A 26199-nucleotide genomic window follows, 5' to 3' on the forward strand; every position below is an offset into this window, starting at 1 on the left:
GTTACTGTTCGTCGTTGGTCTGGAGTTGCCCGTGCCTACCGTTTCAGTATTGCCTGTGTCGTCGGTTCCAGAGGTGTTCGACCGCTGGAGTCCTGGTGAGCGCAGCGAGCTCATCGGATCGGAGTTTCTCGGTGTGTTGGTCTCGGTGCTAGACCCGAGGGACCCACGCGGTCGGAGGTATTCGCTGATGGCTTTGTTGGCGATCGGGGTTCTGGCCACTGCCGCGGGGATGCGCGGCTATGCTGGTTTTGCCACATGGGCGGCCACCGCTCCCGATGATGTGTTGGCCTAATTAGGGGTCCGGTTCCGGCGGCCCAGTGAGAAGACCTTCCGCGCTGTTTTGTCTCGGCTAGACCCCGCCGACCTCAACGCCAGGATGGGCAGTTATTTCACTGCACACGTGGCCAGCAGCGACCCCAGTGGATTGGTGCCGATCGCGTTGGACGGCAAGATGCTGCGTGGTGCTTTACGCGCCAAAGCGACAGCCACGCATTTCGTGTCGGTGTTCGCCCACCGTGCCCGATTGGTGCTCGGTCAACTCGCTGTCGCCGAGAAAAGCAATGAAATTCCCTGCGTACGTGCCCTGCTCACGCTGCTGCCGGGTAGCTTGCGGTGGCTGGTCACCGTGGATGCGATGCATACCCAGGTCGTCACCGCGAAGTTGATCTGCGCCACCTTGAAGTTGCACTACCTGATGATCGTCAAGTCCAACCAAGCCAAAATACTTGCGCGTATCACCGCGCTGCCCTGGGCCGAGGTGCCCGCAACCGCTACCGATGACTCCCGCGGCCACGGCCGTGTCGAGACCCGCACCTTGCAAATCATCACCGCTGTACGAGGAATCGGCTTCTCCTACGCAAAACAAATCATCCGGATCACTCGTGAACGCTTGATCACCGCCACCGACCAGCGCAGCGTGGAGGTGGTCTATGCCATCTGCAGCCTGCCGTTCGAGCACGCCCGCCCTACCGCGATCATGACCTGGATGCGTCAACACTGGGGAATCGAGAACAGCCTGCACTGGATACGCGACGTCACCTTCGACGAAGACCGTCAAAGGGCACATACCGGAAACGGCGCACAGGTCCTAGCAACGCTACGCAACACCGCGATCAATCTGCACCGCCTCAACGGCGCCGACAACATCGCCGAAGCCTGCCGGATCACCGCTTTGACCGCCAACCGCCACCTAGACCTCCTCAATCCACAATTCCCCAGCTCACAAGCCTGCTAATCAACAACGCCGGAGCCCTGGGTGGGGGGTTGAGGACTCGTTTTCTGAACTGGGTGGAGACTCACTCTCTGCGCTGCGGGTGATCGCCAAGGTCAACAAAGCCCTCGGTCTTGAACTTCCGGCGCGCACCTTGCGCGACGCGCCCTCAGTGAGAATCTTGAGTCAGCGACTGCACACAAGTGACAACGGAATGGAAGTAGTCCCTGTCGAGATCCTGAAGGAGGACGCGGGTGTTCCGTTGTGCTGTATACATGATGGCCTCGGGCTCAGCTGGTCATATCGGGCTCTGGGAAATTATTTGGACTGCCCGATAATCGGCATCAACCAAATCGCGGAAAATGGCGAAGCTGAACCCGAATCGATTCGCAGCATGGCGGCAAACTACGCGGACAGGCTTCAAGCGGCCTACCCGGCCGGACCCTATAACCTCCTCGGCTGGTCTTTTGGTGGCGTCGTGGCTCACGAGCTTGCCATCGAACTTCACCGACGCGGATGTGTGGTGCAACGGTTGATCCTGTTGGATCCGCCACAACTGCCCGGCAGCACATTGAGAAGCCTTGGGGTTGAAGAAGATCAGATCGTGGACGGCGGCTCGCGGCCTAACCACGCGGCTATTCGAGAGCAAGCGGAGCAGCTGATTAACCAACTGCGAGAAGTGGTGGACTTTACCGCTCTACCCATTGGAATCTTTGACTTCGCAGCCCGAAATGCCAAGGCGGTCCAGTCGTATCTTCTGGAACACAAGGCCGACGTGTTCGACGGAGATATGACCATATTTCTCGCTGGGCGAAGTGGACAAATGAGCATTCGTCCCAACTGCAAAATTGGCGAAAGTATATTGCCGGCGACATTACAACGTACTCCGTCGACTGCACACACCATGAGATGCTGACCGCCGAATCGCTCAGCATGTACGGCGAACAACTCAAGAAACTATTAGAAGCTTGAGCCGACGTTGCGCCGCCGGACTACCGGCGCCGCACCAGCAGCGTCTGCGCCGACGTCCCCACAAATCCGGTCGTATCGAAAATCTCAGCCGTCGTCACTCCCAGGCCATCTGGCCCGACGGAGGCGCGAGCGCGCAACGCGAAATCGGTGCCGGTCGGAAGTCGGTGCAGATGAACGACCGTATCGGTGTTCATGAAGAGAAACCGGTTGGGATCCAGGATCGCGCCGACGCCGTTGGCGCAGTCGACCACGGCGGCCAGCTGTTGCAGCGGTGACGCCGGATCGGTGTCGACGATGTGAGCCGTCGGCCTGAACCAGGACACCGCGGCGGGTTGTCCTTCAGTGTCCTGCGGGCGCCAGCTGAGTGCGTCGAAGTAGCCACCGACCCCGGCAAAAGCGGCTGGACGGGGTTGCGCCGGTCCCTCCACCAGCGGGGGATACCGATCGGATGCGACGTCGGTGGTGTCGCTGACCGCCAGTAGCCACGCGGTCACCCGGGCCAGCACGCGATCGGCCACCATCTCCGCAACCATCATGGCGACCCGCGACCCCGGGCGCTGCACCCAAGCCCGGGCCCGGACCGGAGCCACCGGAATGGCCCCGAGGATGTCCAGGCTGAGCCGGCCGATCCGCAAACCCGATCCCGCCGACAGTTCTTCGATCAGTTTGGTCAGCAGCGCCAACGGGGGAGATCCGTGCTGAATGTCGGGATCCCAATTGCTGCGGGTGAAGTCGGTCGAGTCGAACATCTGGTAATCGCCGTCGGCCCCGGGCAGGCGGCGGTAGTAGCAACCGTTCATGCCGTCGGCTCGATTGCGGAGCACGAAACCGCTTCGGCGGGCGGCCGATCCGGCCACCCGGGATACGGCGGTGGTGTCCCGCCATAAGCCGGACAGTGCTGCTGGTGCGGGCACCAATTGCATAGCCGCGATGCATTGGGGCGGAAGTCGCCCGACTGTCCCGCCGATTGGATGGCACGCCAGATGGCCATCAGGGTCTTCTCAAAGCGAAGCAGCTCGTCACGATCCGGCGAATAGTCCAGCACCTGCCCGTCAGCCAGATAGATCAACCGCAATCGGGAGGGCAACACGCCCCGCGACCGAAACAGCGCTACTCCGTAGAACTTCATCTGGAACATGGCTTTGAACTCCGCCAGCGCCCGGGCGGCGGGCGGGGCCTTGCCCGTCTTGTAGTCGACCACCCGTAACTCACCGGTAGCGGCGACGTCGATCCGGTCGATATAGCCGCGCAACAGCGTGCCGTCTGCCAGCTCCACCTCGACGCGCTGCTCGCAGCTCTGCGGGTCGAATCGCCTCGGATCTTCCAGCCGGTAGTAGCCCGACAACAGTGCACGGGCATCCTCGAGCAATTGGGCTTGCTGGTCGGCTGCCAGCTCTCCGGCCAGGTTTAGCTCACCGGCGATCACCTGCTCCCAGGCGGATTCCACCAGTGACCGGGCGGTGTCCGGTCCGCGTTGCACCGCGGGTAGAGCGTAGAGCTGCTCGAGGGCGGCATGTACCACAGAGCCTCGCAGCTGCGCCGTTGACGGTTTCTCGGGCAATCGATCGATCGCCCGAAACCGGTACAGCAGTGGGCACTGTTTGAAATCGGCGGCCCGTGACGGCGACAGCGCCGGTCGGATATACACGCTCGCCACGGAGCCCGGCTGGTCCGTCATATTCGCAGCCTATGACTGGGCACCGACAACCCCGGACACCGGCTACGGCGCGTCAGCTGGCACCCTAGACGACGTGTCAGCGACCGGTCCGTTTCACGTCGGCGAACGTGTTCAGCTCACCGACGCCAAGGAGCGTCACTACACCATCACCCTCACTCCGGGCGCGGAGTTCCACACCCATCGTGGCCGCATCGCGCACGACGTGATCATCGGCCTGGAGCAAGGCAGCGTGGTCAAGTCCAGCAATGGCGCGCTGTTTCTGGTGCTGCGCCCGTTGCTGGTCGACTATGTGATGTCGATGCCCCGCGGGCCCCAGGTGATCTACCCCAAGGACGCCGCGCAGATCGTGCATGAGGGCGACATCTTTCCCGGTGCCCGGGTGCTCGAGGCGGGCGCCGGATCCGGGGCACTCACCCTGTCACTACTGCGAGCGGTCGGGCCGCAGGGGCAGGTGATCTCCTATGAGCAGCGCGCCGATCATGCCGAGCATGCTCGTCGCAACGTGACCAACTTCTACGGCGAGGCGCCCGAAAACTGGCAATTGATCATCAGCGATATCGCCGACTCGGAGCTGCCCGACGGCTCGATCGACCGGGTAGTGCTGGACATGTTGGCGCCGTGGGAGGTGCTCGACTCGGTCTCCAGGCTGGTGGTCGCCGGTGGCGTGTTGATGATCTACGTGGCCACGGTGACCCAGCTGTCCAAGGTTGTCGAGGCCGTGCGGACCCAGCAGTGCTGGACAGAGCCGAGATCGTGGGAGACCCTGCAGCGGGGCTGGAACGTTGTCGGGCTGGCCGTACGGCCGCAGCATTCCATGCGCGGACACACCGCGTTTCTGGTCGCCGCACGCCGGCTGGCGCCGGGTGCGGTAGCCCCCGCGCCACTGGGGCGCAAACGCGAGGGGCGCGATGGCTAGCCGGGAACAGGCCCAGGGCTCCGGCGTTGTTGATTAGCAGGCTTGTGAGCTGGGTTGATGATCTTTGGTGCCGCGCTATTGGGGCCGGAGTGTAGGCACGGGCTATCTGGAGAACGATCGAGTTGGTTACTGTTCGTCGTTGGTCTGGAGTTGCCCGTGCCTACCGTTTCAGTATTGCCTGTGTCGTCGGTTCCAGAGGTGTTCGACCGCTGGAGTCCTGGTGAGCGTAGCGAGCTCATCGGATCGGAGTTTCTCGATGTGTTGGCCTCGGTGCCAGACCCGAGGGACCCACGCGGTCGGAGGTATTCGCTGATGGCTTTGTTGGCGATCGCGGTTCTGGCCACTGCCGCGGGGATGCGCGGCTATGCTGGTTTTGCCACATGGGCGGCCACCGCTCCCGATGATGTGTTGGCCTAATTAGGGGTCCGGTTCCGGCGGCCCAGTGAGAAGACCTTCCGCGCTGTTTTGTCTCGGCTAGACCCCGCCGACCTCAACGCCAGGATGGGCAGTTACTTCACTGCACACGTGGCCAGCAGCGACCCCAGTGGATTGGTGCCGATCGCGTTGGACGGCAAGATGCTGCGTGGTGCCTTTACGCGCCAAAGCGACAGCCACGCATCTCGTGTCGGTGTTCGCCCACCGTGCCCGATTGGTGCTCGGTCAACTCGCTGTCGCCGAGAAAAGCAATGAAATTCCCTGCGTACGTGCCCTGCTCACGCTGCTGCCGGGTAGCTTGCGGTGGCTGGTCACCGTGGATGCGATGCATACCCAGGTCGTCACCGCGAAGTTGATCTGCGCCACCTTGAAGTCGCACTACCTGATGATCGTCAAGTCCAACCAAGCCAAAATACTTGCGCGTATCACCGCGCTGCCCTGGGCCGAGGTGCCCACAGCCGCTACCGACGACTCCCGCGGCCACGGCCGTGTCGAGACCCGCACCCTGCAAATCATCACCGCTGCACGAGGAATCGGCTTCCCCTACGCAAAACAAATCATCCGGATCACTCGTGAACGCTTGATCACCGCCACCGACCAGCGCAGCGTGGAGGTGGTCTATGCCATCTGCAGCCTGCCGTTCGAGCACGCCCGCCCTACCGCGATCATGACCTGGATGCGTCAACACTGGGGAATCGAGAACAGCCTGCACTGGATACGCGACGTCACCTTCGACGAAGACCGTCAAAGGGCACATACCGGAAACGGCGCACAGGTCCTAGCAACGCTACGCAACACCGCGATCAATCTGCACCGCCTCAACGGCGCCGACAACATCGCCGAAGCCTGCCGGATCACCGCTTTGACCGCCAACCGCCGCCTAGACCTCCTCAATCCACAATTCCCCAGCTCACAAGCCTGCTAATCAACAACGCCGGAGCCCTGGGAACAGGCCTAACCGAGCCAGTCCTCGCTGCGGTGCAGGACGCGGTGCGCCGACAACAGTTCGAACTCGGGGTGCGCGGCTACCAGGCGTTCGGCCGCGTCGAGGACATCAACGGCATGGCTGCGCTCGCTGGAAACCACGGCCACCCCAATTCCGGCCCGTCGGTGCAGCTCGAGTGATCCGGTCTCGGCGGCCGACACGGCGAACTTGCGCCTGAGCTCGGCGACAACCGGGCGAACCACCGACCGCTTTTGTTTGAGTGATCGCACGTCGCCCAGCAACACATCGAACTCCAGCCAGCCGATCCACATCCGCAGACTCAGCCGGGAGGACCCGAAGACGGGGCGACAGACCCAGTCGCTGGTGGGCTTTCTTCGGGGGCCGGCTCGACCGGGGCAGGTTCTGGGTTGGGGGCAGGGCCAGGACTGGGCTCTGGCGTAGCCGTCTGGGATCCCCGGGAATTGCCGAGAGCCAACAGCATCTCCGAGGTTCGCTGGGATAGCTGCCAGCCGCCGTGGATCGGCGTGAACTCCATCGGGAACGTGAACTCGCGATTCTCCGGTTGGGCGGTGGTGACGACGACGGTGGCCACCACATCGGACGGATTGGTCGCCGACCACGCGAGGTCGTTGGCAGCGAAGTTCATCGGCAGGTACCCGCCATCTCGGGCGGCGGTGGTGAACCGGTCCAGGGCCGCAGCGGTGTCAGGGGTTGACCCCTCAACCAGGTCCAGTTTCTTGTCTCCCGGAATGTTCGGATCGGCGAGCCGGGACAGCACATCGACTAGGGCTTCGGGGGGTGGCAGGGGAGCGGACGGTGGGACCGGCAGGGCACTGGGTGCGGCCGGTGGCGCGGGTGCGACGGCCGACGTCGAGCTCTCGGCGTTGTCCGGTGACGGTGAACACCCCGCGACCCCCAACGTCGCCACGGCAGTGATGGCGGTGATGGCCAAGCGGCGGTTTCGGTGCATCCAGCGGCGGGGTCGGCTATCGGCGTTTCAGGGAAGTTCGCGAAGACGACACTCGCGAAGATGGAGTGCAAATCACACCCTCGGGCGCGGCGCCCATCGGCATCAGGACCGCGGCGGCTGTGGCTAGGGATTTCACGTCGCGGCGCTCCTTTCTGTCGGCCCAAGTGGTAGCCGAGATTACCAGTGGACTTCAACTTGTAACTTTTCAACGGCATTTGGTTCCGCACATGAAGCCGCGATCGCCGGTAGCGTTGGGGTATCCGCTGCACCATTCCTGGTGTGGGAAAGGAGCGCAACATGGCTGATTCAGAGCGTTCTGAAGCATTCGGGACACCCGACGACACCCCCTTGTCCAGCAAAGATGCTGCCGAATTAGAACAGCTGCGGCGTGAAGCCGCGGTGCTGCGTGAGCAACTCGAGAGCGCAGTTGGGCCGCAAGGCACGGCGCGGTCTGCCCGCGATGTGCATCAGCTCGAAGCCCGCATCGACTCGCTTGCCGCCCGCAACTCCAAATTAATGGAAACTCTTAAAGAAGCCCGGCAGCAGTTGCTGGCGCTGCGCGAAGAGGTCGACCGGTTGGGTCAACCGCCCAGCGGTTATGGCGTTCTGCTGTCGACGCACGACGACGACACGGTCGACGTGTTCACCTCCGGCCGCAAGATGCGCCTGACCTGCTCGCCCAACATCGAAATCTCGTTGCTGCGGAAGGGCCAGACGGTTCGGCTCAATGAGGCCCTGACCGTCGTAGAGGCCGGCACGTTCGAATCGGTCGGCGAGATCTCGACCTTGCGAGAGGTGCTCGCTGATGGTCATCGGGCGCTGGTCGTCGGCCACGCGGACGAGGAACGCATCGTCTGGTTGGCTGAGCCGCTGGTTGCCGAGGACCTGCCGGATGGTTTTCCCGACGCGCTCAACGACGACACGAAGCCACGCAAGCTGCGTCCGGGTGACTCACTTCTCGTCGACACCAAGGCGGGCTACGCCTTTGAGCGCATCCCCAAGGCCGAGGTCGAGGATCTGGTGCTCGAAGAGGTGCCCGACGTCAGCTACGAGGACATCGGTGGCCTGACGCGCCAGATCGAACAGATTCGTGACGCGGTCGAGCTGCCGTTCCTGCACAAGGAGTTGTACCGGGAGTACGCGCTGCGCCCGCCGAAAGGCGTGCTGCTCTACGGCCCGCCTGGTTGCGGCAAGACACTGATCGCCAAGGCCGTGGCGAACTCGCTGGCCAAGAAGATGGCCGAGGTCCGCGGTGATGACTCTCGCGAGGCGAAGTCGTACTTCCTCAACATCAAAGGCCCCGAGCTGCTGAACAAGTTCGTCGGTGAAACCGAGCGTCACATCCGGCTGATCTTCCAGCGGGCCAGGGAGAAGGCCTCCGAGGGCACACCGGTGATCGTGTTCTTCGACGAGATGGACTCGATCTTCCGTACTCGCGGCACCGGGGTTTCCTCCGATGTCGAGACCACGGTGGTTCCGCAGCTACTCAGTGAGATCGACGGGGTGGAGGGACTCGAGAACGTCATCGTCATCGGTGCTTCCAACCGCGAGGACATGATCGATCCGGCCATTCTGCGGCCAGGGCGACTGGACGTGAAGATCAAGATCGAGCGGCCCGACGCCGAAGCGGCACAGGACATCTACTCGAAGTACCTCACCGAGACGCTGCCTGTTCACGCCGACGACCTTGCCGAGTTCGAGGGCGAACGTCCGGCGTGCATCAAGGCGATGATCGAAAAGATCGTCGATCGGATGTACGCCGAGATCGACGACAACCGGTTCCTGGAGGTCACCTACGCCAACGGTGACAAGGAAGTCATGTACTTCAAGGACTTCAACTCCGGGGCGATGATCCAGAACGTTGTCGACCGAGCCAAGAAGAATGCGATCAAGTCGGTGCTCGAGACCGGCCAGCCAGGCCTGCGCATTCAGCATTTGCTCGACTCGATCGTCGACGAGTTCGCCGAGAACGAGGACCTGCCCAACACCACCAACCCCGATGACTGGGCACGGATCTCGGGCAAGAAGGGCGAGCGGATCGTCTACATCCGCACCCTGGTGACCGGCAAGTCGTCGAGTGCCAGCCGGGCGATCGACACCGAGTCCAACCTCGGCCAGTACCTGTAAGGGGCGCTACCTGGAAGAGGGTCAGTCGACCTCGAGCGAGTAGCTGTTGGACAGGTCGTCCTGCGTCACGTGAGCGGGGCGGTCGGTGGTGTCGACGCGCAGCGTCTCGGCCAGCACGCGCGGCTCATAGGACCATCCTTCCGGCAGGTCCAGTCGTGCGGCCAGGCCGGGTAGGTCGGCGCGGGCAAGGTTGGGGTCCACCACCTGGCTCCAGGTCTGCATCACCCAGCGTTGTCCACCCGGGTCGATGAGTTCGTAGATCTCTGCGCCGGCGTTGAAGACAAACACCGTGTGACGGTTCACCCGATTGACGGTGTAGGGGGCGGGGCTCATCGACGACATCTGCACGGTTGCCTGCTTGAGCATTTCGATTCCGCCGAATGACTTGCTCTCCGGCAGCCCCTGGGGCTCCTTCTCAATGCTGTTCATCAGCCAGTAGCGGGGCCCGTTGAGCAGGGCTGCGGCCACCCCGTTTTCGGCGGCCAGGGCTTGCGCGTCCAGGGCGGACCACAGTTCCGCGGGGCAATCGTTGAGCGGAAAGCTGTTGTAGACGGTGGCTTGTGGACCGGATTCACCGATTTCGACGAGAAGCACCTCGCCGTAGCGTTTCCCGGATAAGTCTTCTACCTGCTCGGGTACGGACACCAGCGTGAAGTTAATCACCGCCGGGACTGGCGTCAACATCGGTGTCATCGATGTTGGCGCGGTAGCGGCCGCGTGCGATCAAGGTGATGTGCAGGTTCTCGATGAGCGGGTCGACGAATGTTGCACGGTATTCGGCGTCACCAACTGCGCGGGCGCTGATGTACATGAAGGTCAACGCGCCAATGAACAGACAGAGATGGATCAACGAATCCGGCACCGGCACGGTCAGCCCGAGCACGGTCGCGTTGCTGGACACGTTGTGGCTCCATTCCTGGAGCAGGGCTGGGCTGAGCACGATCAGCCCGAGGATGACGTAGATGGTGGCGGTCAGCATCGCCACCACCATGATCTGCACCAACTGGTGGGCGGTGAGCACGAAGACCACATTGGCCCGCTCGGCTCGGGTTAGCGGCCGGCTGCTCGGCGGATCCGGCATCGCCGCAAACGGGGTGTCGGCCAGTTCCTGGCAGTTCTTGGGCTGCACGGTCGGTGCCTGCAGCATGGGTTTGACTCGCTCCGCGGTGGTGGAGATGACGAATACGCTCGCGATACCGACCAAAAATGCGATGGCCAGGGCCAGCCGCTCCGCGCTGATTGTGGAGGCCATCAGCCAGATGTTGCTGTTGAAGAAGACCAACGTGGTCAGCAGAACGACGGGCAAGGCTCGAACCGCCAGGGCGCCGATCGTCGCCAGGTGCGACAGCGTCATTCGGACCGACCACCCGGTGACCGATCCGATACCGCTACCGGTGAGCAACAGCACCATCACCGCGGCCAGGGCCGCGTCCGGCAGATGAGACACCGAGGTCTCAACGATCAGGACGATTGCCACCAGGCTGACCGCCACGGTCGCCGCCACCGAACGCTTCCGGCTGTCGGACAGTCGCGACACCAGCCAGCCGACGAACGTGATCAAGACCGGTGCGATCGCGACCAGGGTCACCAGCACCCATTCGCGGGGTGTCGGTTGCCCATCGATGACGACCTCGTCGCCGTGGGTGATCAGCAGAATCGGGAGTGTCCAACAGTGCAGTGTCGCGTACGCGGCCAGCACCGGGGCAGACCGTGACCACAGCCGCCGCCAACGGGCCCGCCTGGTCAGCACCGCGGGCAAGCCCCGTTCCAGAAACCAGCTTTCCGCCGCGGCACTCGACGGGTCTCGGCGTGCCGGAGCGCGGTGCGGGGAAGGGTTCATGCCGGCTCAACCCTAGCGGCGGCCCACCGTTGCTGCTGTGCTAGTTCAACGTGCTGATGATGTGTCTTTCGGTTTCATTCCCGTCGATCGTGCCGTCACTGCGTTTGTGCTTGTAATCAAAGACGGTGGACTACGCGACCACTACCACCTGCCCGGAGCCCTGGGTGGACTGTAGAGCGACGGCCAGCTGCGGGCTGACGCCGTAGTTGAAGAGTTCAACAAATTCCGGATCCGGCGGGGGATAGTCGTTTCGCGGATCGATGTTGGCGAAGGCACATACCGTCGGCTCCGTCTCGTCACCGTTGATGGACTCCACCTGGTGAAATCCGGCGGATGTGTTCGCCAGCAGTTCATCCAGGGTGTCGAAGGGGTCTGCGGCAGGCATGGGCAGGTAATAGATCGCGAATGTGAAGGCAATCCCGCCGTCGAGCAGCGGCCCGGCCGGAATCAGGTCGGTGACGTCCTGCCCTTGCTGAAAAGGGTTCGGGCTCACCGTTGGCCGCCCCGGGTAGCCGTGCCGGCGGTGCGAGGAGAAGTCGGCAAACTCATCGGAAATAGCAACGGCTGCAAGATTTTTAACGTCAACGTAGATTCTCCGAGGGGCTCGATACGACGGTCAGCCGAGACCGTATCAACCCCGCGCGGTCCGCACCACTAGGCGTGCGGGCAACTTGTATCGCGAATTGCGGAGGTTGCTGTCCCAGCGCGGCATGCCAGCCCGGGGACGCCCACCTCGCCCGCGGCACGGGCCGCTGAGATGTTCTGGGTCGGCGGGCCTAGGCTCTAGGCATGCAACGGATTATCGGAACGGAGGTCGAGTACGGCATCTCGTCGCCGTCGGACCCGACAGCCAACCCGATCCTCACTTCGACGCAGGCGGTACTGGCCTATGCCGCGGCCGCCGGCATCCAGCGCGCCAAACGGACCCGGTGGGATTACGAGGTGGAATCACCGCTGCGCGACGCTCGGGGTTTCGACCTGAGCCGCTCCGCGGGTCCACCGCCGGTGGTGGATGCTGACGAGGTCGGCGCGGCAAACATGATCCTGACCAACGGGGCGCGGCTGTACGTCGACCATGCACACCCCGAGTACTCCGCACCCGAATGCACCGATCCGCTCGACGCGGTGATCTGGGACAAAGCCGGGGAGCGGGTGATGGAGGCCGCGGCCCGCCATGTCGCCAGCGTCCCCGGTGCCGCGAAGCTGCAGCTGTACAAGAACAACGTCGACGGCAAGGGCGCGTCCTACGGATCGCACGAGAACTACCTGATGAGCCGGCAAACCCCGTTTTCGGCCATCATTGCCGGTCTGACGCCCTTTCTGGTGTCTCGGCAGGTGGTCACGGGCTCCGGCCGTGTCGGCATCGGGCCCTCCGGTGATGAGCCGGGCTTCCAGCTGTCCCAGCGATCCGACTACATCGAGGTCGAGGTCGGCTTGGAGACCACGCTCAAGCGCGGCATCATCAACACCCGCGACGAACCGCACGCCGACGCCGATAGATACCGCCGGCTGCACGTCATCATCGGCGACGCCAACCTGTCTGAGACGTCGACCTACCTGAAGCTCGGCACCACTGCGCTGGTGCTCGACCTGATCGAGGAAGGTCCGGCGCACGGCATCGACCTGACCGACTTGGCGCTGGCCCGCCCGGTACACGCGGTGCACGCCATCAGTCGTGATCCCTCGCTGCGGACGGCAGTGGCGCTTCTCGACGGCCGTGAACTGACCGGTCTTGCATTACAACGGATTTACCTCGAACGGGTGGCGAAACTGGTCGATGGCCGTGACCCCGATCCCCGGGCTTCACACGTCGTGGAAACCTGGGCAGACGTGCTCGACCGGCTCGAGCGTGACCCGATGGATTGTGCCGAGGTCTTGGACTGGCCGGCCAAACTGCGATTGCTCGAAGGTTTCCGGCAGCGGGAGAACTTGAACTGGTCGGCGCCCCGCCTGCACCTGGTCGATCTGCAGTATTCCGATGTCCGGCTGGACAAGGGGCTCTACAACCGGCTGGTGGCGCGCGGATCGATGAAGCGGTTGGTCAGCGAACACCAGGTGCTCGAGGCCGTGGAGAACCCGCCCACCGACACCCGCGCGTACTTCCGCGGCGAATGCCTGCGCCGGTTTGGCGCCGACATCGCCGCGGCGAGCTGGGATTCAGTGATCTTCGATCTGGGTGGGGATTCGCTGGTGCGTATTCCCACGCTCGAACCGCTGCGCGGCAGCAAGGCCCATGTCGGAGCGCTGCTGGATTCGGTGGACAGCGCGGTCGAACTGGTGGAACAACTCACCAGCTGAGGGCCCTTGATGGGGCAGGCGCGTGAGGCGAGATGGTGACGGCATAGCCCGACAAATGGGGCTTCAGCCGGGAAACGTCGGGGCTGGCCGGTACTGTTAGGGAAAGACCGGCGGGGGCGTGAGTCACGACCCCCCGGCATCTAATCGGCCATGACGAAGCAGGAGGCGGCGATGGCTCAGGAACAGACCAAACGTGGCGGTGGTGGCGGCGATGACGAAGACGTCACCGGCACCACCGCCGCGGGCCAGGAGCGCCGCGAGAAGTTAGCTCAAGACACCGACGATCTGCTTGACGAGATCGACGACGTCCTTGAGGAGAATGCCGAGGACTTCGTTCGCGCGTACGTCCAAAAGGGCGGCCAGTGACCTGGCCGTTGCCTGATCGCCTGTCCATAAATTCGGCCATTTCCGGATCCGCTGTAGACCTATCATCGTTCGCTGAATTCCTCCGCCGCCAGGCGCCGGAGTTATTACCTGCGAGCATCAAACACGGTGGGGGTGCCGTGGGTGACCAGTTGCCGCACGCCACCACCATCGTCGCCTTGAAGTATCCCGGTGGTGTCCTGATCGCCGGGGACCGGCGTTCGACGCAGGGCAACATGATCGCCGGGCGCGATGTGCGCAAGGTCTACACCACCGACGACTACACCGCCACCGGCATCGCCGGCACCGCCGCGATCGCCGTTGAGTTCGCGCGTCTTTACGCCGTGGAACTCGAACACTACGAAAAGCTCGAGGGCGTGCCGCTGACATTCGCCGGCAAGGTCAACCGGCTGGCCATCATGGTGCGTGGCAACCTGGCGGCCGCAATGCAGGGATTAGTGGCCCTGCCGCTGCTGGCAAGCTATGACATCCACGCGTCTGACCCGAGGTCCGCTGGTCGCATCGTCTCGTTCGACGCTGCCGGCGGCTGGAACATCGAGGAAGAGGGCTACCAAGCGGTGGGTTCTGGATCGATCTTCGCCAAATCGTCGATCAAGAAGTTGTACGCGCAAGTCACCGACGCCGATTCCGCGCTGCGGGTGGCCGTCGAAGCGCTCTACGACGCAGCCGACGACGATTCGGCCACCGGCGGCCCGGATCTGGTCCGCGGGATATACCCGACAGCGGTCACCATCAATGCCGACGGTGCGGTTGACGTACCCGAGGTCCGCATCGCCGAACTGGCTCGTGAAGTCATCGGAAGTCGTTCACGCGCTGACACTTTCGGCCCTGACGGTGGTGAGAAGTGAGCTTCCCTTACTTCATCTCGCCGGAACAGGCGATGCGCGAGCGCAGCGAGCTCGCGCGAAAGGGTATTGCGCGCGGCAAGAGCGTGGTGGCGCTGGCCTTCGCCGGCGGTGTGCTGTTCGTTGCCGAGAATCCGTCGCGGTCGCTGCAGAAGATCAGCGAACTCTACGACCGGGTGGGTTTTGCGGCCGCCGGCAAGTTCAACGAATTCGACAACTTGCGCCGGGGCGGGATTCAGTTCGCCGACACCCGCGGTTATGCCTACGACCGTCGTGACGTCACGGGACGCCAGTTGGCCAACGTGTATGCACAGACGCTGGGCACCATCTTCACCGAGCAGGCCAAGCCCTACGAGGTCGAGCTATGCGTCGCTGAGGTGGCGCACTACGGGGAAACGAAGGCGCCCGAGCTCTACCGAATCACCTACGACGGGTCGATCGCCGATGAGCCGCATTTCGTGGTGATGGGCGGGACCACCGAGCCGATCACGACGGCGCTCAAGAACACCTACACCGAAAACGCCGATTTGCCGGACGCGCTGGATATCGCGGTGGAGGCGCTACGCGCCGGTAGCGCGGAGAATTCCAGCAATGACCAGCCCGTACTCGGTGTGGCCAGCCTCGAAGCCGCCATCCTGGACGCCAACAAGCCGCGGCGCGCGTTTCGCCGGCTGACTCGCTCGACCCTCGAAACACTGCTGCAGGAGCGGGATTCCAAGGAATCTGCCGAGTCAGAAGAGCCCATAGAGTCCGAAGAGGGCAAGAAAACGGGCAAAAAATCCGACGCCGATTCGTCTGATTAGCGCCCCGCCGGTGCGGCTGCGCACCGCTGCGGTGCGACAACCAGTACGCTCGATTACGTGCAGCGACGAATCATGGGCATCGAGACAGAGTTCGGCGTCACCTGCACCTTCCACGGTCATCGCCGGCTGAGCCCTGACGAGGTTGCCCGGTACCTGTTCCGCAGGGTGGTGTCCTGGGGGCGCAGCTCCAACGTATTCCTGCGCAATGGCGCGCGTCTCTACCTCGACGTGGGCAGCCATCCGGAATACGCCACCGCCGAATGCGACAGCCTGGTGCAGCTGGTTACCCACGACCGGGCTGGCGAATGGGTGCTCGAAGACCTGCTGGTCGACGCCGAGCAGCGGTTGGCCGACGAGGGCATCGGCGGCGACATCTACCTGTTCAAGAACAACACCGACTCGGCCGGCAACTCCTACGGTTGCCACGAGAACTACCTGATCGTGCGGGCCGGCGAGTTTTCCCGGATCTCCGACGTGTTGCTGCCGTTCCTGGTCACTCGTCAGCTGATCTGTGGGGCGGGAAAAGTGTTGCAGACCCCCAAGGCCGCAACATTTTGTCTGTCCCAACGCGCCGAACATATCTGGGAGGGCGTCTCGAGCGCGACCACCCGCTCACGTCCGATCATCAACACCCGCGACGAGCCGCACGCCGACGCGGAGAAGTACCGGCGTCTGCACGTGATCGTCGGCGACTCCAACATGTGCGAGACGACCACCATGCTCAAGGTGGGCACCGCGTCGCTGGTGCTGGAGATGATCGAAGCGGGAGTGCCGTTCCGCGACTTCTCGCTGGACAACCCCATCCGTGCGATCCGTGAAGTCAGCCACGACGTCACCGGTAGGCGTCCGGTTCGGCTGGCCGGCGGGCGTCAGGCCAGTGCGCTCGACATTCAGCGGGAGTACTACTCCCGCGCCGTCGAGCATCTGCAAACCCGGGAGCCCAACGCACAGGTCGAGCAGGTCGTTGATCTGTGGGGCCGCCAGCTTGACGCCGTCGAAAGTCAGGATTTCGCGAAGGTCGACACCGAGATCGACTGGGTGATCAAGCGCAAGCTGTTCCAGCGTTACCAGGACCGCTACAACACGGAGCTGTCGGACCCCAAGATCGCCCAGCTCGATCTGGCCTACCACGACATCAAGCGCGGGCGCGGCGTCTTCGATCTGCTACAGCGCAAGGGCCTGGCGACACGCGTCACCACCGACGAGGAAATCGCCGACGCCGTCGACAACCCACCACAAACCACCCGCGCCAGGCTGCGCGGTGAGTTCATCAGCGCCGCACAGGCGGCCGGTCGTGATTTCACCGTCGACTGGGTGCACCTCAAGCTCAATGACCAGGCGCAGCGCACGGTGCTCTGCAAGGACCCATTCCGGGCGGTCGACGAGCGGGTCAAGCGGCTGATCGCGAGCATGTAGCCGAGCCCGCGCGCGGGTGATCGGTGAAGCTGGGCAAATCTAGGTTGGTGTAAATGGCGACTTCCAAAGTCGAGCGGATGGTGAATCTGGTCATCGCTTTGCTGTCCACTCGTGGCTACATCACCGCTGAGAAGGTCAGGTCTAGCGTGGCGGGCTATTCGGACAGCCCGACCGCTGAGGCGTTTTCGCGGATGTTCGAGCGCGACAAGAACGAGTTGCGTGACCTGGGTATCCCGCTCGAGGTTGGCAGGGTATCGAGTACCGATCCCACCGAGGGCTACCGGATCAACCGCGACGCGTACGCGCTGCCGCCGGTCGAGTTGACTCCCGATGAAACGGCGGCTGTCGCGGTGGCCACCCAACTGTGGGAGTCCCCTGAGCTGATCACCGCCACCCAGGGCGCGCTGCTCAAGCTGCGGGCCGCCGGGGTCGACGTCGATCCCGACGCGCCGGTGGCCATTGCCTCGCCGGCCGGGGTGCCGGGTTTGCGCGGCTCCGAGGACGTCCTCGGAATTTTGTTGGCGGCCATTGACTCCGGTCAGGCGGTGCGGTTCCCGCACCGGGCGTCCCGCCACGAGCCCTACGTCGCCCGCACCGTCGAGCCTTGGGGGGTAGTGACCGAGAAGGGGCGCTGGTATCTCGTGGGCCACGACCGCGACCGGGGAGCGACCCGCACGTTCCGGCTGTCGCGGATCGGCGCCGACGTCGCACCGGTCGGTGCGCTCGGGGAATCGAAGGTACCCGAGGACGTGGATCTGCGACAGATTGTCGCCCGGACCGTCGCTGAGTCACCGACCGGCATGCAGGCCACGGTATGGGTCGCCGACGGGCGTGCCACCGCACTGCGGCGTGCCGGACGGTCGATGGGGCCACGGCGACTGGCCGGCCGCGACGGCGAAGTCATAGAACTCGAAATCGGATCCAGCGATCGGCTGGCCCGCGACATCACCGGTCACGGTGCCGACGCCATCGTGCTCGAGCCGCCCGCGCTGCGCGAGGATGTGCTGGCCCGGCTGCGGGCGCTGGCCGGGGTCGAAGAGGCGCTTGCGTGAACCCCGCCGACGACGATGCGCGGCGAAGCGATGAGAAGGAGCGGCGCTGATGAGTCCCGTATCCACTCGGCTGGTGCGGCTGCTCAACATGGTGCCGTACTTCCAAGCCAACCCGCGGATCACCCGCGTTGAGGCCGCCGCCGAGCTAGGCGTGTCGGCCAAACAGCTGGAGGAGGACCTCAACCAGCTGTGGATGTGTGGCCTGCCCGGCTATTTCCCTGGAGATCTGATCGATTTCGAGTTCTCCGGCGACACCATCGAGGTGACGTTCTCGGCCGGCATCGACCGTCCACTCAAACTCACGTCACCGGAGGCCACCGGCCTGCTCGTGGCGCTGCGGGCGCTGGCGGACATCCCAGGCGTGGTCGACCCGCAGGCCGCGCGCAGCGCGATCGCCAAGATCGCGGCGGCGGCCGGCGCGGCCAGGCATAGCAGCACCCTGTCGGCGGTCGACGAGCCCGCTCCGTTGGAGAGCCCCGCCGCTGCCGCGGTGCGCTCCGCCGTGCTCGACAAGCGCGCGTTGACCATCGACTACTACTCCGCATCGCACGACACGTTGACCACCCGGACCGTCGATCCCATCCGGGTGTTGTTGATCGGCGGCCACAGCTATCTGGAGGCCTGGTCACGCGAGTCCGAAGGGGTCAGACTGTTTCGTTTCGACCGGATCGTGGACGCCGTCGAACTCGGTGAACCCGCGATGCCGCCGGAGCCCGCGGTGCAGGCGCCCCCCGACACGTCGCTGTTCGACGGCGACCCGGCACTGCCGTCGGCGACGCTGCGGGTGGCGCCCTCGGCGTCGTGGATGTTCGAGTACTACCCGATCCGGGAGCTGCGCCAGCTCGCCGATGGATCCTGCGAGGTTGCCATGACCTACGCCTCTGAGGATTGGATGACCCGTCTGATGCTGGGCTTCGGGTCGACGGTGCAAGTGCTGGAGCCCGAGTCGCTAGCGCAGCGTGTGCGGGCCGCCGCGGCGACTGCCCTAAACGCGTATCAGGCCGCCGAGCTGGCCTAAGGCCGAATTCAAGCCGTCGATGTGCGGCCCGTACCCGCGGCGCGCGGCACGGAGTGTTGTTTGCCTAGCCGGGCGAGCAGCCCCTACTGCGGTAGCATCGGGGGTTGACGTCTGGAGGTAATCAAAGTGGGCAGTCTTAGTCCGTGGCATTGGGCGATCCTCGCTGTTGTGGTGATCGTGCTGTTCGGTGCCAAGAAGCTTCCCGATGCGGCGCGCTCGTTGGGCAAGTCGATGCGAATCTTCAAGTCGGAGATGCGGGAAATGCAGAGCGAGACCAAAGCGGAACCCTCTGCTATCGAGACCAGCACGGCAAACCCCACGCCGGTGCAGTCGCAGCGGATCGACCCTGCAGCGGCCACAGGTCAGGACCAGACCGAGGCGAGGCCTGCCTAGGCCGGCAGCACCGTCGGGTTGCCTGAGCTTTACTGACCTACCGTGGTGAACGGTTTCCGGGCCTCAGCACGCGCCGGGGCTCTCTTCAAACGACTCAATCCTCGGATGCGGCGTAGCCGCGTCAATCCTGACGGCACGATGTCGCTGGTCGATCATCTGACCGAGCTGCGTACCCGGTTGCTGATCTCGTTGGCCGCGATCCTGCTCACGACGATTTTCGGGTACATCTGGTACTCGCATCCGGTCTTCGGACTAGAAAGTCTGGGCGAGTGGCTGCGTCAGCCTTACTGCTCGTTGCCGCAGTCGGCGCGAGCGGACATCAGCGCGGACGGGCAGTGCCGGTTGTTGGCCACCGCGCCGTTCGACCAGTTCATGTTGCGGCTCAAGGTCGGGATGGCGGCCGGGATTGTGCTGGCGTGCCCGATCTGGTTCTACGAGCTGTGGGCGTTCATCACCCCTGGGCTCTACCAGAAGGAACGCCGGTTCGCGGTGGCGTTCGTCATCCCCGCGGCGCTGCTGTTTGTGGCCGGCGCCGTGCTGGCCTACCTGGTGCTGTCCAAAGCGTTGAGCTTCCTGCTCACCGTCGGTAGCGACGTGCAGGTGACGGCGCTGTCTGGCGACCGATATTTCGGCTTCTTGATCAATCTGCTGGTGGTGTTCGGGGTCAGCTTCGAATTCCCCCTGCTGATCGTCATGCTCAACATGGCTGGTCTGTTGACCTACCAGCGGCTCAAGTCCTGGCGGCGCGGTCTGATCTTTGCCATGTTCGTGTTCGCGGCGGTGTTCACGCCCGGGTCGGATCCGTTCTCGATGACGGCACTGGGCGTGGCCCTGACGGTGCTACTCGAGTTCGCCATCCAGATCGCCCGGCTGCACGACAAGCGCAAAGCCAAGCGCGAGGTGTTGCTTGCCGATGACGAAGCATCGTCAATCGAGGAGCCCGAGCCGATACCGACGCCGTCGGCCCCCGGCGGATCCCATGACGACATCACCTAGGCCACCTCGCCGCGAGCGTGCGTGTCGCGACAGCGACACGCCGCACTGGCCGTGCAACTGCGCACCCTCGCGCCCTCGGGCGGCCGCGTGACAGAGCTGGTCGAGCTAGCCCGGTTCACCGCCGACTTACCCTTCGCGCTCGATGACTTCCAACGGCGCGCCTGTGCTGCCCTGGAAGGTGGGCACGGCGTGCTGGTGTGCGCCCCGACGGGCGCGGGAAAGACGGTGGTCGGCGAATTCGCGGTGCACCTGGCGCTGGCTTCGGGAGGCAAGTGCTTTTACACCACGCCGCTCAAGGCGCTGAGCAACCAGAAACACACCGATCTGACGGCGCGCTACGGCCGCGACAAGATCGGGTTGTTGACCGGTGATCTGGCGGTCAACGCAAACGCGCCCGTGGTCGTGATGACCACCGAGGTGCTGCGCAACATGCTTTACGCGGATTCTCCCGCGCTACCGGGGCTGTCCTATGTGGTGATGGACGAGGTGCATTTTCTCGCCGACCGGATGAGGGGCCCGGTGTGGGAGGAGGTGATCCTGCATCTGCCCGACGAGGTGCGGGTGGTCAGCCTGTCCGCGACCGTGAGCAACGCCGAGGAGTTCGGCGGTTGGATCCAAACCGTTCGGGGCGACACGGCCGTGGTGGTCGATGAGCATCGGCCGGTACCGCTGTGGCAGCACGTTTTGGTGGGCAAGCGCCTGTTCGACCTGTTCGACTACCAGGCTGACAAACCGGCGGGTTCGAGCCGTCAGGCGCGCGTCAACCCGGACCTGTTGCGTCACATCGCGCATCGCCGCGAGGCGGATCGGATGTCGGACTGGGAGCCGCGTCGGTCTGGACGCGGCGAATACGGCAGAGGGGGCCGGCCGCGGTTTTACCGCCCGCCGCCACGTCCGGACGTCATCGCGACCCTGGATTCGGCGGGTTTGTTGCCGGCGATCACTTTCGTATTCTCCCGGGCTGGTTGTGATGCGGCGGTCCAGCAGTGCCTGCGTTCACCGCTGCGGTTGACCAGCGAGGAGGGACGCGCCCAAATCGCCGAGGTGATCGATCACCGGTGCGGCGATCTTGAGGACGACGACCTGGCGGTACTGGGCTACTACGAGTGGCGCGAGGGGCTGCTGCGCGGCCTGGCCGCCCACCATGCCGGGATGCTGCCGGCGTTTCGGCACACCGTTGAGGAACTGTTCACCGCCGGCTTGGTCAAAGCCGTTTTCGCCACCGAGACCTTGGCGCTGGGCATCAATATGCCCGCGCGCACCGTGGTGCTGGAACGGTTGGTGAAGTTCAACGGTGAGCAGCACGTCCCGCTGACGCCGGGGGAGTACACGCAGCTGACCGGGCGCGCCGGTCGTCGCGGTATCGATGTCGAGGGCCACGCCGTCGTGCTCTGGCATCCCACCGACGAAAACGCCGATCCGTCGGCGGTGGCCGGGCTGGCCTCGACCCGCACCTTCCCGCTGCGCAGTTCGTTTGCCCCGTCGTACAACATGACGATCAACCTGGTGCAGCACATGGGCCCGGAGCAGGCGCATCGGCTGTTGGAACAATCGTTCGCCCAGTACCAGGCCGACCGATCCGTGGTGGGCCTGGTCCGCGGCATTGAGCGGGGCAGGGAGATGCTCGACGAGCTGGCCGCCGAGCTCGGTGGGCCCGACGCGCCGATCCTGGACTATGCCCGGATGCGTGCGCGGGTGACCGAGATGGAGCGATCCCAGGCCCGTGCATCCCGGCTGCAGCGTCGGCAGGAGGCCAGCGAAGCGCTGGCCGCGCTGCGCAAGGGAGACATCATCACCATCACGCACGGACGCCGTGGCGGGCTGGCAGTGGTGCTGGAATCCGCCCGCGACAGCTCCGACCCGAGGCCGTTGGTGCTGACCGAAAACCGGTGGGCTGGGCGGATTTCGTCGGCCGACTACACCGGCGAGTCGCCGCCGGTCGGATCGATGACACTGCCCAAGCGTGTCGAACATCGCCAGCCGCGGGTCCGCCGCGATCTGGCCTCGGCACTGCGGTCGGCCGCCGCGGGTATGACGGCGCCGGCGGCCCGCCGCGAGAAGACGCGAGCGCCGCACGATCCCGATCTGGCGTCGCTCCGCGAAAAACTGCGCCGGCATCCCTGCCACAACGCGCCCGGAGTCGAAAGCCGGATCCGTCAAGCCGAGCGCTACCTGCGCATCGAACGGGACAACGCGCAGCTGGAGAACAAGGTCGCCGCCGCCACCAATTCGTTGGCTCGCACGTTCGACCGGATCGTCGGCCTGCTCACCGAGCGTGAGTACATCCACGGCCCAGCCGATGATCCTCGGGTCACCGATGATGGCCGCTTGTTGGCGCGGATCTACAGCGAGAGTGATCTGTTGGTGGCCGAGTGCTTGCGCACCGGCGCGTGGGCGGGGTTGAAGCCGCCGGAGCTGGCGGCGGTGGTGTCCTGCGTGCTCTACGAAACGCGCGGCAGTGACGGTGGCGGTGGCCGTCCCGGGGTCGAGGCGCCGACGCCGCGGTTGCGTCAGGCGCTCATCCAGACGTCGCGGCTGTCGGTGGCGCTGCGTGCCGACGAACAAGTGCACCGGATCGGCCAAAGCCGCGAACCCGACGATGGTTTTGTTAACGTCGTTTATCGCTGGGCGCGCACCGGGGACCTGTCGGCGGCATTGGCCGCCGCGGACATCGAGGGCCCCGGTTCTCCCTTGTCAGCGGGGGATTTCGTGCGCTGGTGCCGCCAGGTGCTCGACCTGCTTGACCAGGTGCGCAACGCCGCCCCGGACCCCGAAGTGCGGGCCGCCGCAAAGCGCGCGATCAATGACGTCCGGCGCGGCGTCGTCGCAGTTGACGCCGGGTAGGCTGGGCCGCAGCTACGGTTAGATCCGGAAATGTGATCGCAGGACCACCAGAGGACACTTGGGGCCAGTTCGTGGCCAGGACAGACGAACGAACTGAGGAGAAACGATGAGCGGACCGCAGGGACCAGATCCTAGACAGTCGTGGCAACCACCCGGCCAGGGCGGTGACCATTCCTCAGACCCGACCATGGCTGCCGGATCGCCTTGGCAGCAGCCAGGCCAGGAAGGGTCGTGGCAACCGCCGTCGTATCCGGCCGCTGACTACCAGCAGTACCAGCAACCTGTCGAGCCGGCTTATCCGCAGCAGTACCCGGCCGCACCCGGCTATGGGCAGTCCGACTTCGGTTCCCAGCCCACCCAGTTCGGGGCGCCTCCACAGTTCGGCCAGCCCGGCCAATATGGCCAGCCGGGGCAGCCAGGGCAACCGGGGCAATACGGTCAGCCGGGTCAGTACCCGGGCCAATTCAGCCCGTACGACCAGTCGGGTCAGGGATCCAAGCGCTCGATGGCGCTCATCGGCGGGGTGGTCGGCGGAATTGCGCTGCTCTTCGTGGTCGTCATTCTGGTGCTCGGGTTCTGGGTGCCGGGATTCTTCGTGACTACCAAGCTCGACGTCAGCAAGGCCAATGCCGGTGTGCAGCAGGTTCTGACCGATGAGACCAATGGCTACGGCGCCAAGAACGTCAAAGACGTCAAGTGCAACGACGGCACCGACCCCACCGTCAAGAAGGGTGCCACCTTCGATTGCACCGTCAGCATCGACGGCGCATCTAAGCACGTGACCGTGACTTTCCAGGACAACAAGGGCACCTACGAGGTTGGCCGACCGCAATAGCGGTCGGAAGCGTCACGAAGGCAACGCGTCCAGAGCCTTCTGTAGTCGCGCGATCGACGATCCGACGCCATATTCGGTAGCCAGCTCGGCGGTGCGCTGAGGGTCGGCGGCAACCAGCGGCAGCGCGTCGGTGGGCGTCGTGAAGGTGACCGGCGCATCGGTGGCCACCCGTACTACCGAGCGGGCGGCATCGATATAGGCCGAGGCCGCAAGCAGTTTCGTCCGCACACCCTTGGCCATCGTGGACTTGGGGTCGTGCGCGGCGGCCACAATCCGATCCAGTGCGCCATGCTGGGCCAGCAAGGTAGCCGCGGTCTTTTCACCGACCCCGGGCACCCCGGGCAGGCCATCGGAGGGGTCGCCGCGCAGCAAGGCCAGCTCGGCATAGGCCGCCCCGGCCCGCTCCGCGGGCAACCCGTACCGTTCGGCGACCTCGGAGGGCCCGAACAGCGTGGCTTTGGGCAGCCCGCGGCCCAGGTAGAGCACCCGAACCGGGACCGGGTCGTCGGCCACGACCTGCAGTAAGTCGCGGTCCCCGCTGACCACGACCACCGGGTCCCGCTGTTCCTGGGCTGCCAGCGTTCCCAGCACATCGTCGGCTTCAAAACCTGCTGCGCCCGCGACCGGGATTCCGAAGGCGTCAAGCAGTTCCATGATCATGTCGACCTGCGGAGTCAGCTCGTCTGGCACTTCCTCGACGTCGGGCTGTCCGGCGGGCTCGGGCTCGGCGACCCGGTGCGCCTTGTAGGACGGGATGAGGTCCACCCGGAATTGCGGGCGCCAATCCAGGTCCAGGCAGACCGCCAGCCGGCTGGGCCGATGCTGGGTGATCACCACCGCCATCGAGTCGATGAATCCGCGGACGGCGTTGATCGGCCGGCCATCCGGAGCGGTGATCGACGAAGGAACGCCGAAGTAGAAGCGGAACCACATGCTGGCTCCATCCAGCAACAGCAGGGGTGCAGGCATGCGGGCTATCCTGCCAGCGCCGGTGCGGGGGCGGTCCCCCTGGCGACGATGTGGGCGCGCAGCGGGTGAGGAGGAGCCGGGCAACCGCGCATCCGCTAGTCGCCGGGCATTAGCCTGGCTGGCATGGATTCTGGGCGATTCGACACCGCGGTGTACGCGCGACGTTTGGCCGCGGCGGCGGCCGCGACCGAGCAGGCCGGCCTTGCCGGTCTGGTCATCACTCCGGGCTATGACCTGCGCTATCTCATCGGCTCGCGCGCCGATACGTTCGAGCGGCTCACCGCGCTGGTGCTGCCCGCTTCTGGGGTGCCGACCATCGTCTTGCCGCGCTTGGAGCTCGCGTCGCTCAAGGAGTCGGCCGCATCGGATTTGGGAGTGTGCGTGCGCGATTGGGTCGACGGCGATGACCCGTACCAGCTGGTGGCCGAGGCGTTGGGGGGTGCGCCCGCAGCTACCGCGGTTACCGATTCGATGCCGGCCCTGCACTTGTTGCCGCTGGCCGATGCGCTGGGGGTGCTGCCGGTATTGGCTACCGATGTGCTGCGTCAGCTGCGGATGGTCAAGGAGGCGGCCGAGGTGGACGCGCTGGCCAAGGCCGGAGCCGCCATTGATCGGGTGCATGCCCGGGTACCGGCGTTTCTGGTGCCCGGCCGCACCGAGGCGCAGGTTGCCGCCGACATTGCCGAAGCGATTGTTGCCGAGGGGCATTCGGCAGTGGCATTCGTCATCGTCGGATCCGGTCCACATGGCGCCGATCCGCACCACGGATATTCGGACCGAAAGTTGCAGGTCGGCGACATCGTCGTGGTCGATATCGGGGGGACATACGAGCCCGGATACTACTCGGACTCGACCCGAACCTACAGCATCGGCGATCCTAGTCCTGATGTGGCACAACAGTATTCGGCCCTGCAGCGGGCTCAGCGTGCGGCCGTTGATGCGGTCCGTCCGGGGGTTACGGCGGCACAGGTCGACGCTGCCGCCCGTGACGTGCTGGCCGACGCCGGATTGGCCGAGTACTTTGTGCACCGCACCGGACACGGCATCGGGCTGTGTGTGCATGAGGAGCCCTATATCGTCGCCGGCAACGAGTTGCCGCTGGTCGCGGGCATGGCGTTCTCGGTCGAGCCGGGCATCTACTTTCCGGGCCGGTGGGGAGCCCGCATCGAGGACATTGTGGTGGTTACCGAAAACGGTGCGTTATCGGTCAACAATCGGCCGCACGAGCTGATGGTGGTGCCGGTGTCTTAGC

General features: G+C 64.8%; 22 protein-coding genes and 3 pseudogenes. 17 read left to right on the forward strand and 8 right to left on the reverse strand.

The features are described 5' to 3' along the window. Window positions 1–31 precede the first annotated feature (31 nt). Both CKW46_RS15370 and CKW46_RS15375 read left to right on the forward strand, forming a co-directional pair. A pseudogene (locus CKW46_RS15370) lies at window positions 32–1234 on the forward strand (ISAs1 family transposase). 28 nt (window positions 1235–1262) lie between these two features. Continuing rightward, window positions 1263–1757, forward strand: a pseudogene (locus CKW46_RS15375) (thioesterase domain-containing protein); the annotation flags it as partial. A 445-nt stretch (window positions 1758–2202) separates the two neighbouring features. Here CKW46_RS15375 and CKW46_RS15380 read toward each other — a convergent pair. Both CKW46_RS15380 and CKW46_RS15385 read right to left on the reverse strand, forming a co-directional pair. Further along, window positions 2203–2982 carry a thioesterase family protein gene (locus CKW46_RS15380; RefSeq protein WP_015355661.1) on the reverse strand — a complete coding sequence of 260 codons (780 nt, stop codon included), beginning with the start codon at window positions 2980–2982 and terminating at the stop codon, window positions 2203–2205. Then, entirely contained in the window at window positions 2979–3860 is an 882-nt protein-coding gene (locus CKW46_RS15385) for a RecB family exonuclease (RefSeq protein ID WP_482053330.1), read from the reverse strand. Before CKW46_RS15385 ends, CKW46_RS15380 begins: the two co-directional genes overlap by 4 nt. Window positions 3861–3933: 73 nt before the next feature. Between CKW46_RS15385 and trmI the strand changes: the two genes are divergently transcribed. Together trmI and CKW46_RS15395 are read left to right on the forward strand one after the other, a co-directional pair. Then, window positions 3934–4776, forward strand: a complete 843-nt coding sequence (trmI, locus tag CKW46_RS15390) for a tRNA (adenine(58)-N(1))-methyltransferase TrmI (protein WP_482053331.1) — start codon at window positions 3934–3936, stop codon at window positions 4774–4776. Between the two features lie 156 nt (window positions 4777–4932). Beyond that, window positions 4933–6136: pseudogene (locus CKW46_RS15395) on the forward strand (ISAs1-like element IS2404/ISMul1 family transposase). A 29-nt stretch (window positions 6137–6165) separates the two neighbouring features. Here the strand turns inward: CKW46_RS15395 and CKW46_RS15400 are convergent. Beyond that, window positions 6166–6468, reverse strand: coding sequence for a DUF503 domain-containing protein (locus tag CKW46_RS15400; protein WP_012394777.1), 303 nt, complete (start codon window positions 6466–6468; stop codon window positions 6166–6168). A gap of 8 nt (window positions 6469–6476) precedes the next feature. Continuing rightward, window positions 6477–7127, reverse strand: coding sequence for a lipoprotein LppK (gene lppK, locus CKW46_RS15405; RefSeq protein ID WP_015355666.1), 651 nt, complete (start codon window positions 7125–7127; stop codon window positions 6477–6479). 297 nt (window positions 7128–7424) lie between these two features. Between lppK and arc the strand changes: the two genes are divergently transcribed. Further along, entirely contained in the window at window positions 7425–9254 is a 1830-nt protein-coding gene (gene arc / locus CKW46_RS15410) for a proteasome ATPase (protein ID WP_015355667.1), read from the forward strand. A 21-nt stretch (window positions 9255–9275) separates the two neighbouring features. Here arc and CKW46_RS15415 read toward each other — a convergent pair whose 3' ends face one another. The 3 genes from CKW46_RS15415 to CKW46_RS15425 form a co-directional block, all read right to left on the reverse strand. Further along, window positions 9276–9899, reverse strand: coding sequence for a hypothetical protein (locus CKW46_RS15415; RefSeq protein ID WP_041300283.1), 624 nt, complete (start codon window positions 9897–9899; stop codon window positions 9276–9278). Between the two features lie 10 nt (window positions 9900–9909). Next, window positions 9910–11094: an SH3 domain-containing protein gene (locus CKW46_RS15420; protein WP_200861949.1), complete on the reverse strand. Its 1185-nt coding sequence runs from the start codon at window positions 11092–11094 to the stop codon at window positions 9910–9912. A gap of 130 nt (window positions 11095–11224) precedes the next feature. Next, window positions 11225–11587 (reverse strand): hypothetical protein, encoded by a 363-nt coding sequence (locus CKW46_RS15425; RefSeq protein WP_041299177.1) that lies wholly within the window; start codon window positions 11585–11587, stop codon window positions 11225–11227. A gap of 296 nt (window positions 11588–11883) precedes the next feature. Between CKW46_RS15425 and dop the strand changes: the two genes are divergently transcribed. The 11 genes from dop (at window position 11884) to CKW46_RS15480 (ending at window position 23978) form a co-directional block, all read left to right on the forward strand. Continuing rightward, window positions 11884–13392 (forward strand): pup deamidase/depupylase, encoded by a 1509-nt coding sequence (dop, locus tag CKW46_RS15430; RefSeq protein WP_012394771.1) that lies wholly within the window; start codon window positions 11884–11886, stop codon window positions 13390–13392. A 171-nt stretch (window positions 13393–13563) separates the two neighbouring features. Next, a complete protein-coding gene (locus CKW46_RS15435) occupies window positions 13564–13758 on the forward strand; it encodes a ubiquitin-like protein Pup (protein WP_012394770.1) in 195 nt (64 codons plus the stop codon). Further along, window positions 13755–14624: a proteasome subunit beta gene (gene prcB / locus CKW46_RS15440; protein ID WP_117435392.1), complete on the forward strand. Its 870-nt coding sequence runs from the start codon at window positions 13755–13757 to the stop codon at window positions 14622–14624. The genes CKW46_RS15435 and prcB overlap by 4 nt, the downstream gene beginning before the upstream one ends. Continuing rightward, window positions 14621–15424, forward strand: coding sequence for a proteasome subunit alpha (gene prcA / locus CKW46_RS15445; protein ID WP_011740317.1), 804 nt, complete (start codon window positions 14621–14623; stop codon window positions 15422–15424). The genes prcB and prcA overlap by 4 nt, the downstream gene beginning before the upstream one ends. 57 nt (window positions 15425–15481) lie before the next feature. Then, a complete protein-coding gene (gene pafA, locus CKW46_RS15450; RefSeq protein ID WP_085981849.1) occupies window positions 15482–16840 on the forward strand; it encodes a Pup--protein ligase in 1359 nt (452 codons plus the stop codon). Window positions 16841–16893: 53 nt separating this feature from the next. Further along, the gene (locus tag CKW46_RS15455; protein ID WP_482053332.1) at window positions 16894–17892 is read left to right on the forward strand and encodes a helix-turn-helix transcriptional regulator; all 999 of its coding nucleotides are present in this window, start codon (window positions 16894–16896) and stop codon (window positions 17890–17892) included. Window positions 17893–17941: 49 nt separating this feature from the next. Beyond that, window positions 17942–18910, forward strand: coding sequence for a helix-turn-helix transcriptional regulator (locus CKW46_RS15460; RefSeq protein WP_482053333.1), 969 nt, complete (start codon window positions 17942–17944; stop codon window positions 18908–18910). A gap of 126 nt (window positions 18911–19036) precedes the next feature. Then, window positions 19037–19303 (forward strand): Sec-independent protein translocase subunit TatA, encoded by a 267-nt coding sequence (gene tatA / locus CKW46_RS15465; RefSeq protein WP_117435389.1) that lies wholly within the window; start codon window positions 19037–19039, stop codon window positions 19301–19303. 105 nt (window positions 19304–19408) lie between these two features. Continuing rightward, window positions 19409–20299 (forward strand): twin-arginine translocase subunit TatC, encoded by an 891-nt coding sequence (gene tatC, locus CKW46_RS15470; RefSeq protein ID WP_085979824.1) that lies wholly within the window; start codon window positions 19409–19411, stop codon window positions 20297–20299. Window positions 20300–20386: 87 nt separating this feature from the next. Continuing rightward, window positions 20387–23143: a DEAD/DEAH box helicase gene (locus CKW46_RS15475; RefSeq protein WP_482053334.1), complete on the forward strand. Its 2757-nt coding sequence runs from the start codon at window positions 20387–20389 to the stop codon at window positions 23141–23143. 106 nt (window positions 23144–23249) lie between these two features. Next, complete coding sequence (locus CKW46_RS15480; RefSeq protein ID WP_015355674.1) at window positions 23250–23978, forward strand: DUF4333 domain-containing protein; 729 nt, start codon at window positions 23250–23252, stop codon at window positions 23976–23978. Between the two features lie 12 nt (window positions 23979–23990). Here the strand turns inward: CKW46_RS15480 and CKW46_RS15485 are convergent, their stop codons facing one another. Next, window positions 23991–24947: a 5'-3' exonuclease gene (locus CKW46_RS15485; protein WP_117435387.1), complete on the reverse strand. Its 957-nt coding sequence runs from the start codon at window positions 24945–24947 to the stop codon at window positions 23991–23993. A gap of 123 nt (window positions 24948–25070) precedes the next feature. Here CKW46_RS15485 and CKW46_RS15490 point away from each other — a divergent pair, with 123 nt between their 5' ends. Next, window positions 25071–26198 (forward strand): M24 family metallopeptidase, encoded by a 1128-nt coding sequence (locus CKW46_RS15490; protein WP_015355676.1) that lies wholly within the window; start codon window positions 25071–25073, stop codon window positions 26196–26198. Window position 26199: the final 1 nt, after the last annotated feature.

The organism is Mycobacterium liflandii (genome assembly GCF_022354805.1).
GTDB lineage: Bacteria > Actinomycetota > Actinomycetes > Mycobacteriales > Mycobacteriaceae > Mycobacterium > Mycobacterium marinum.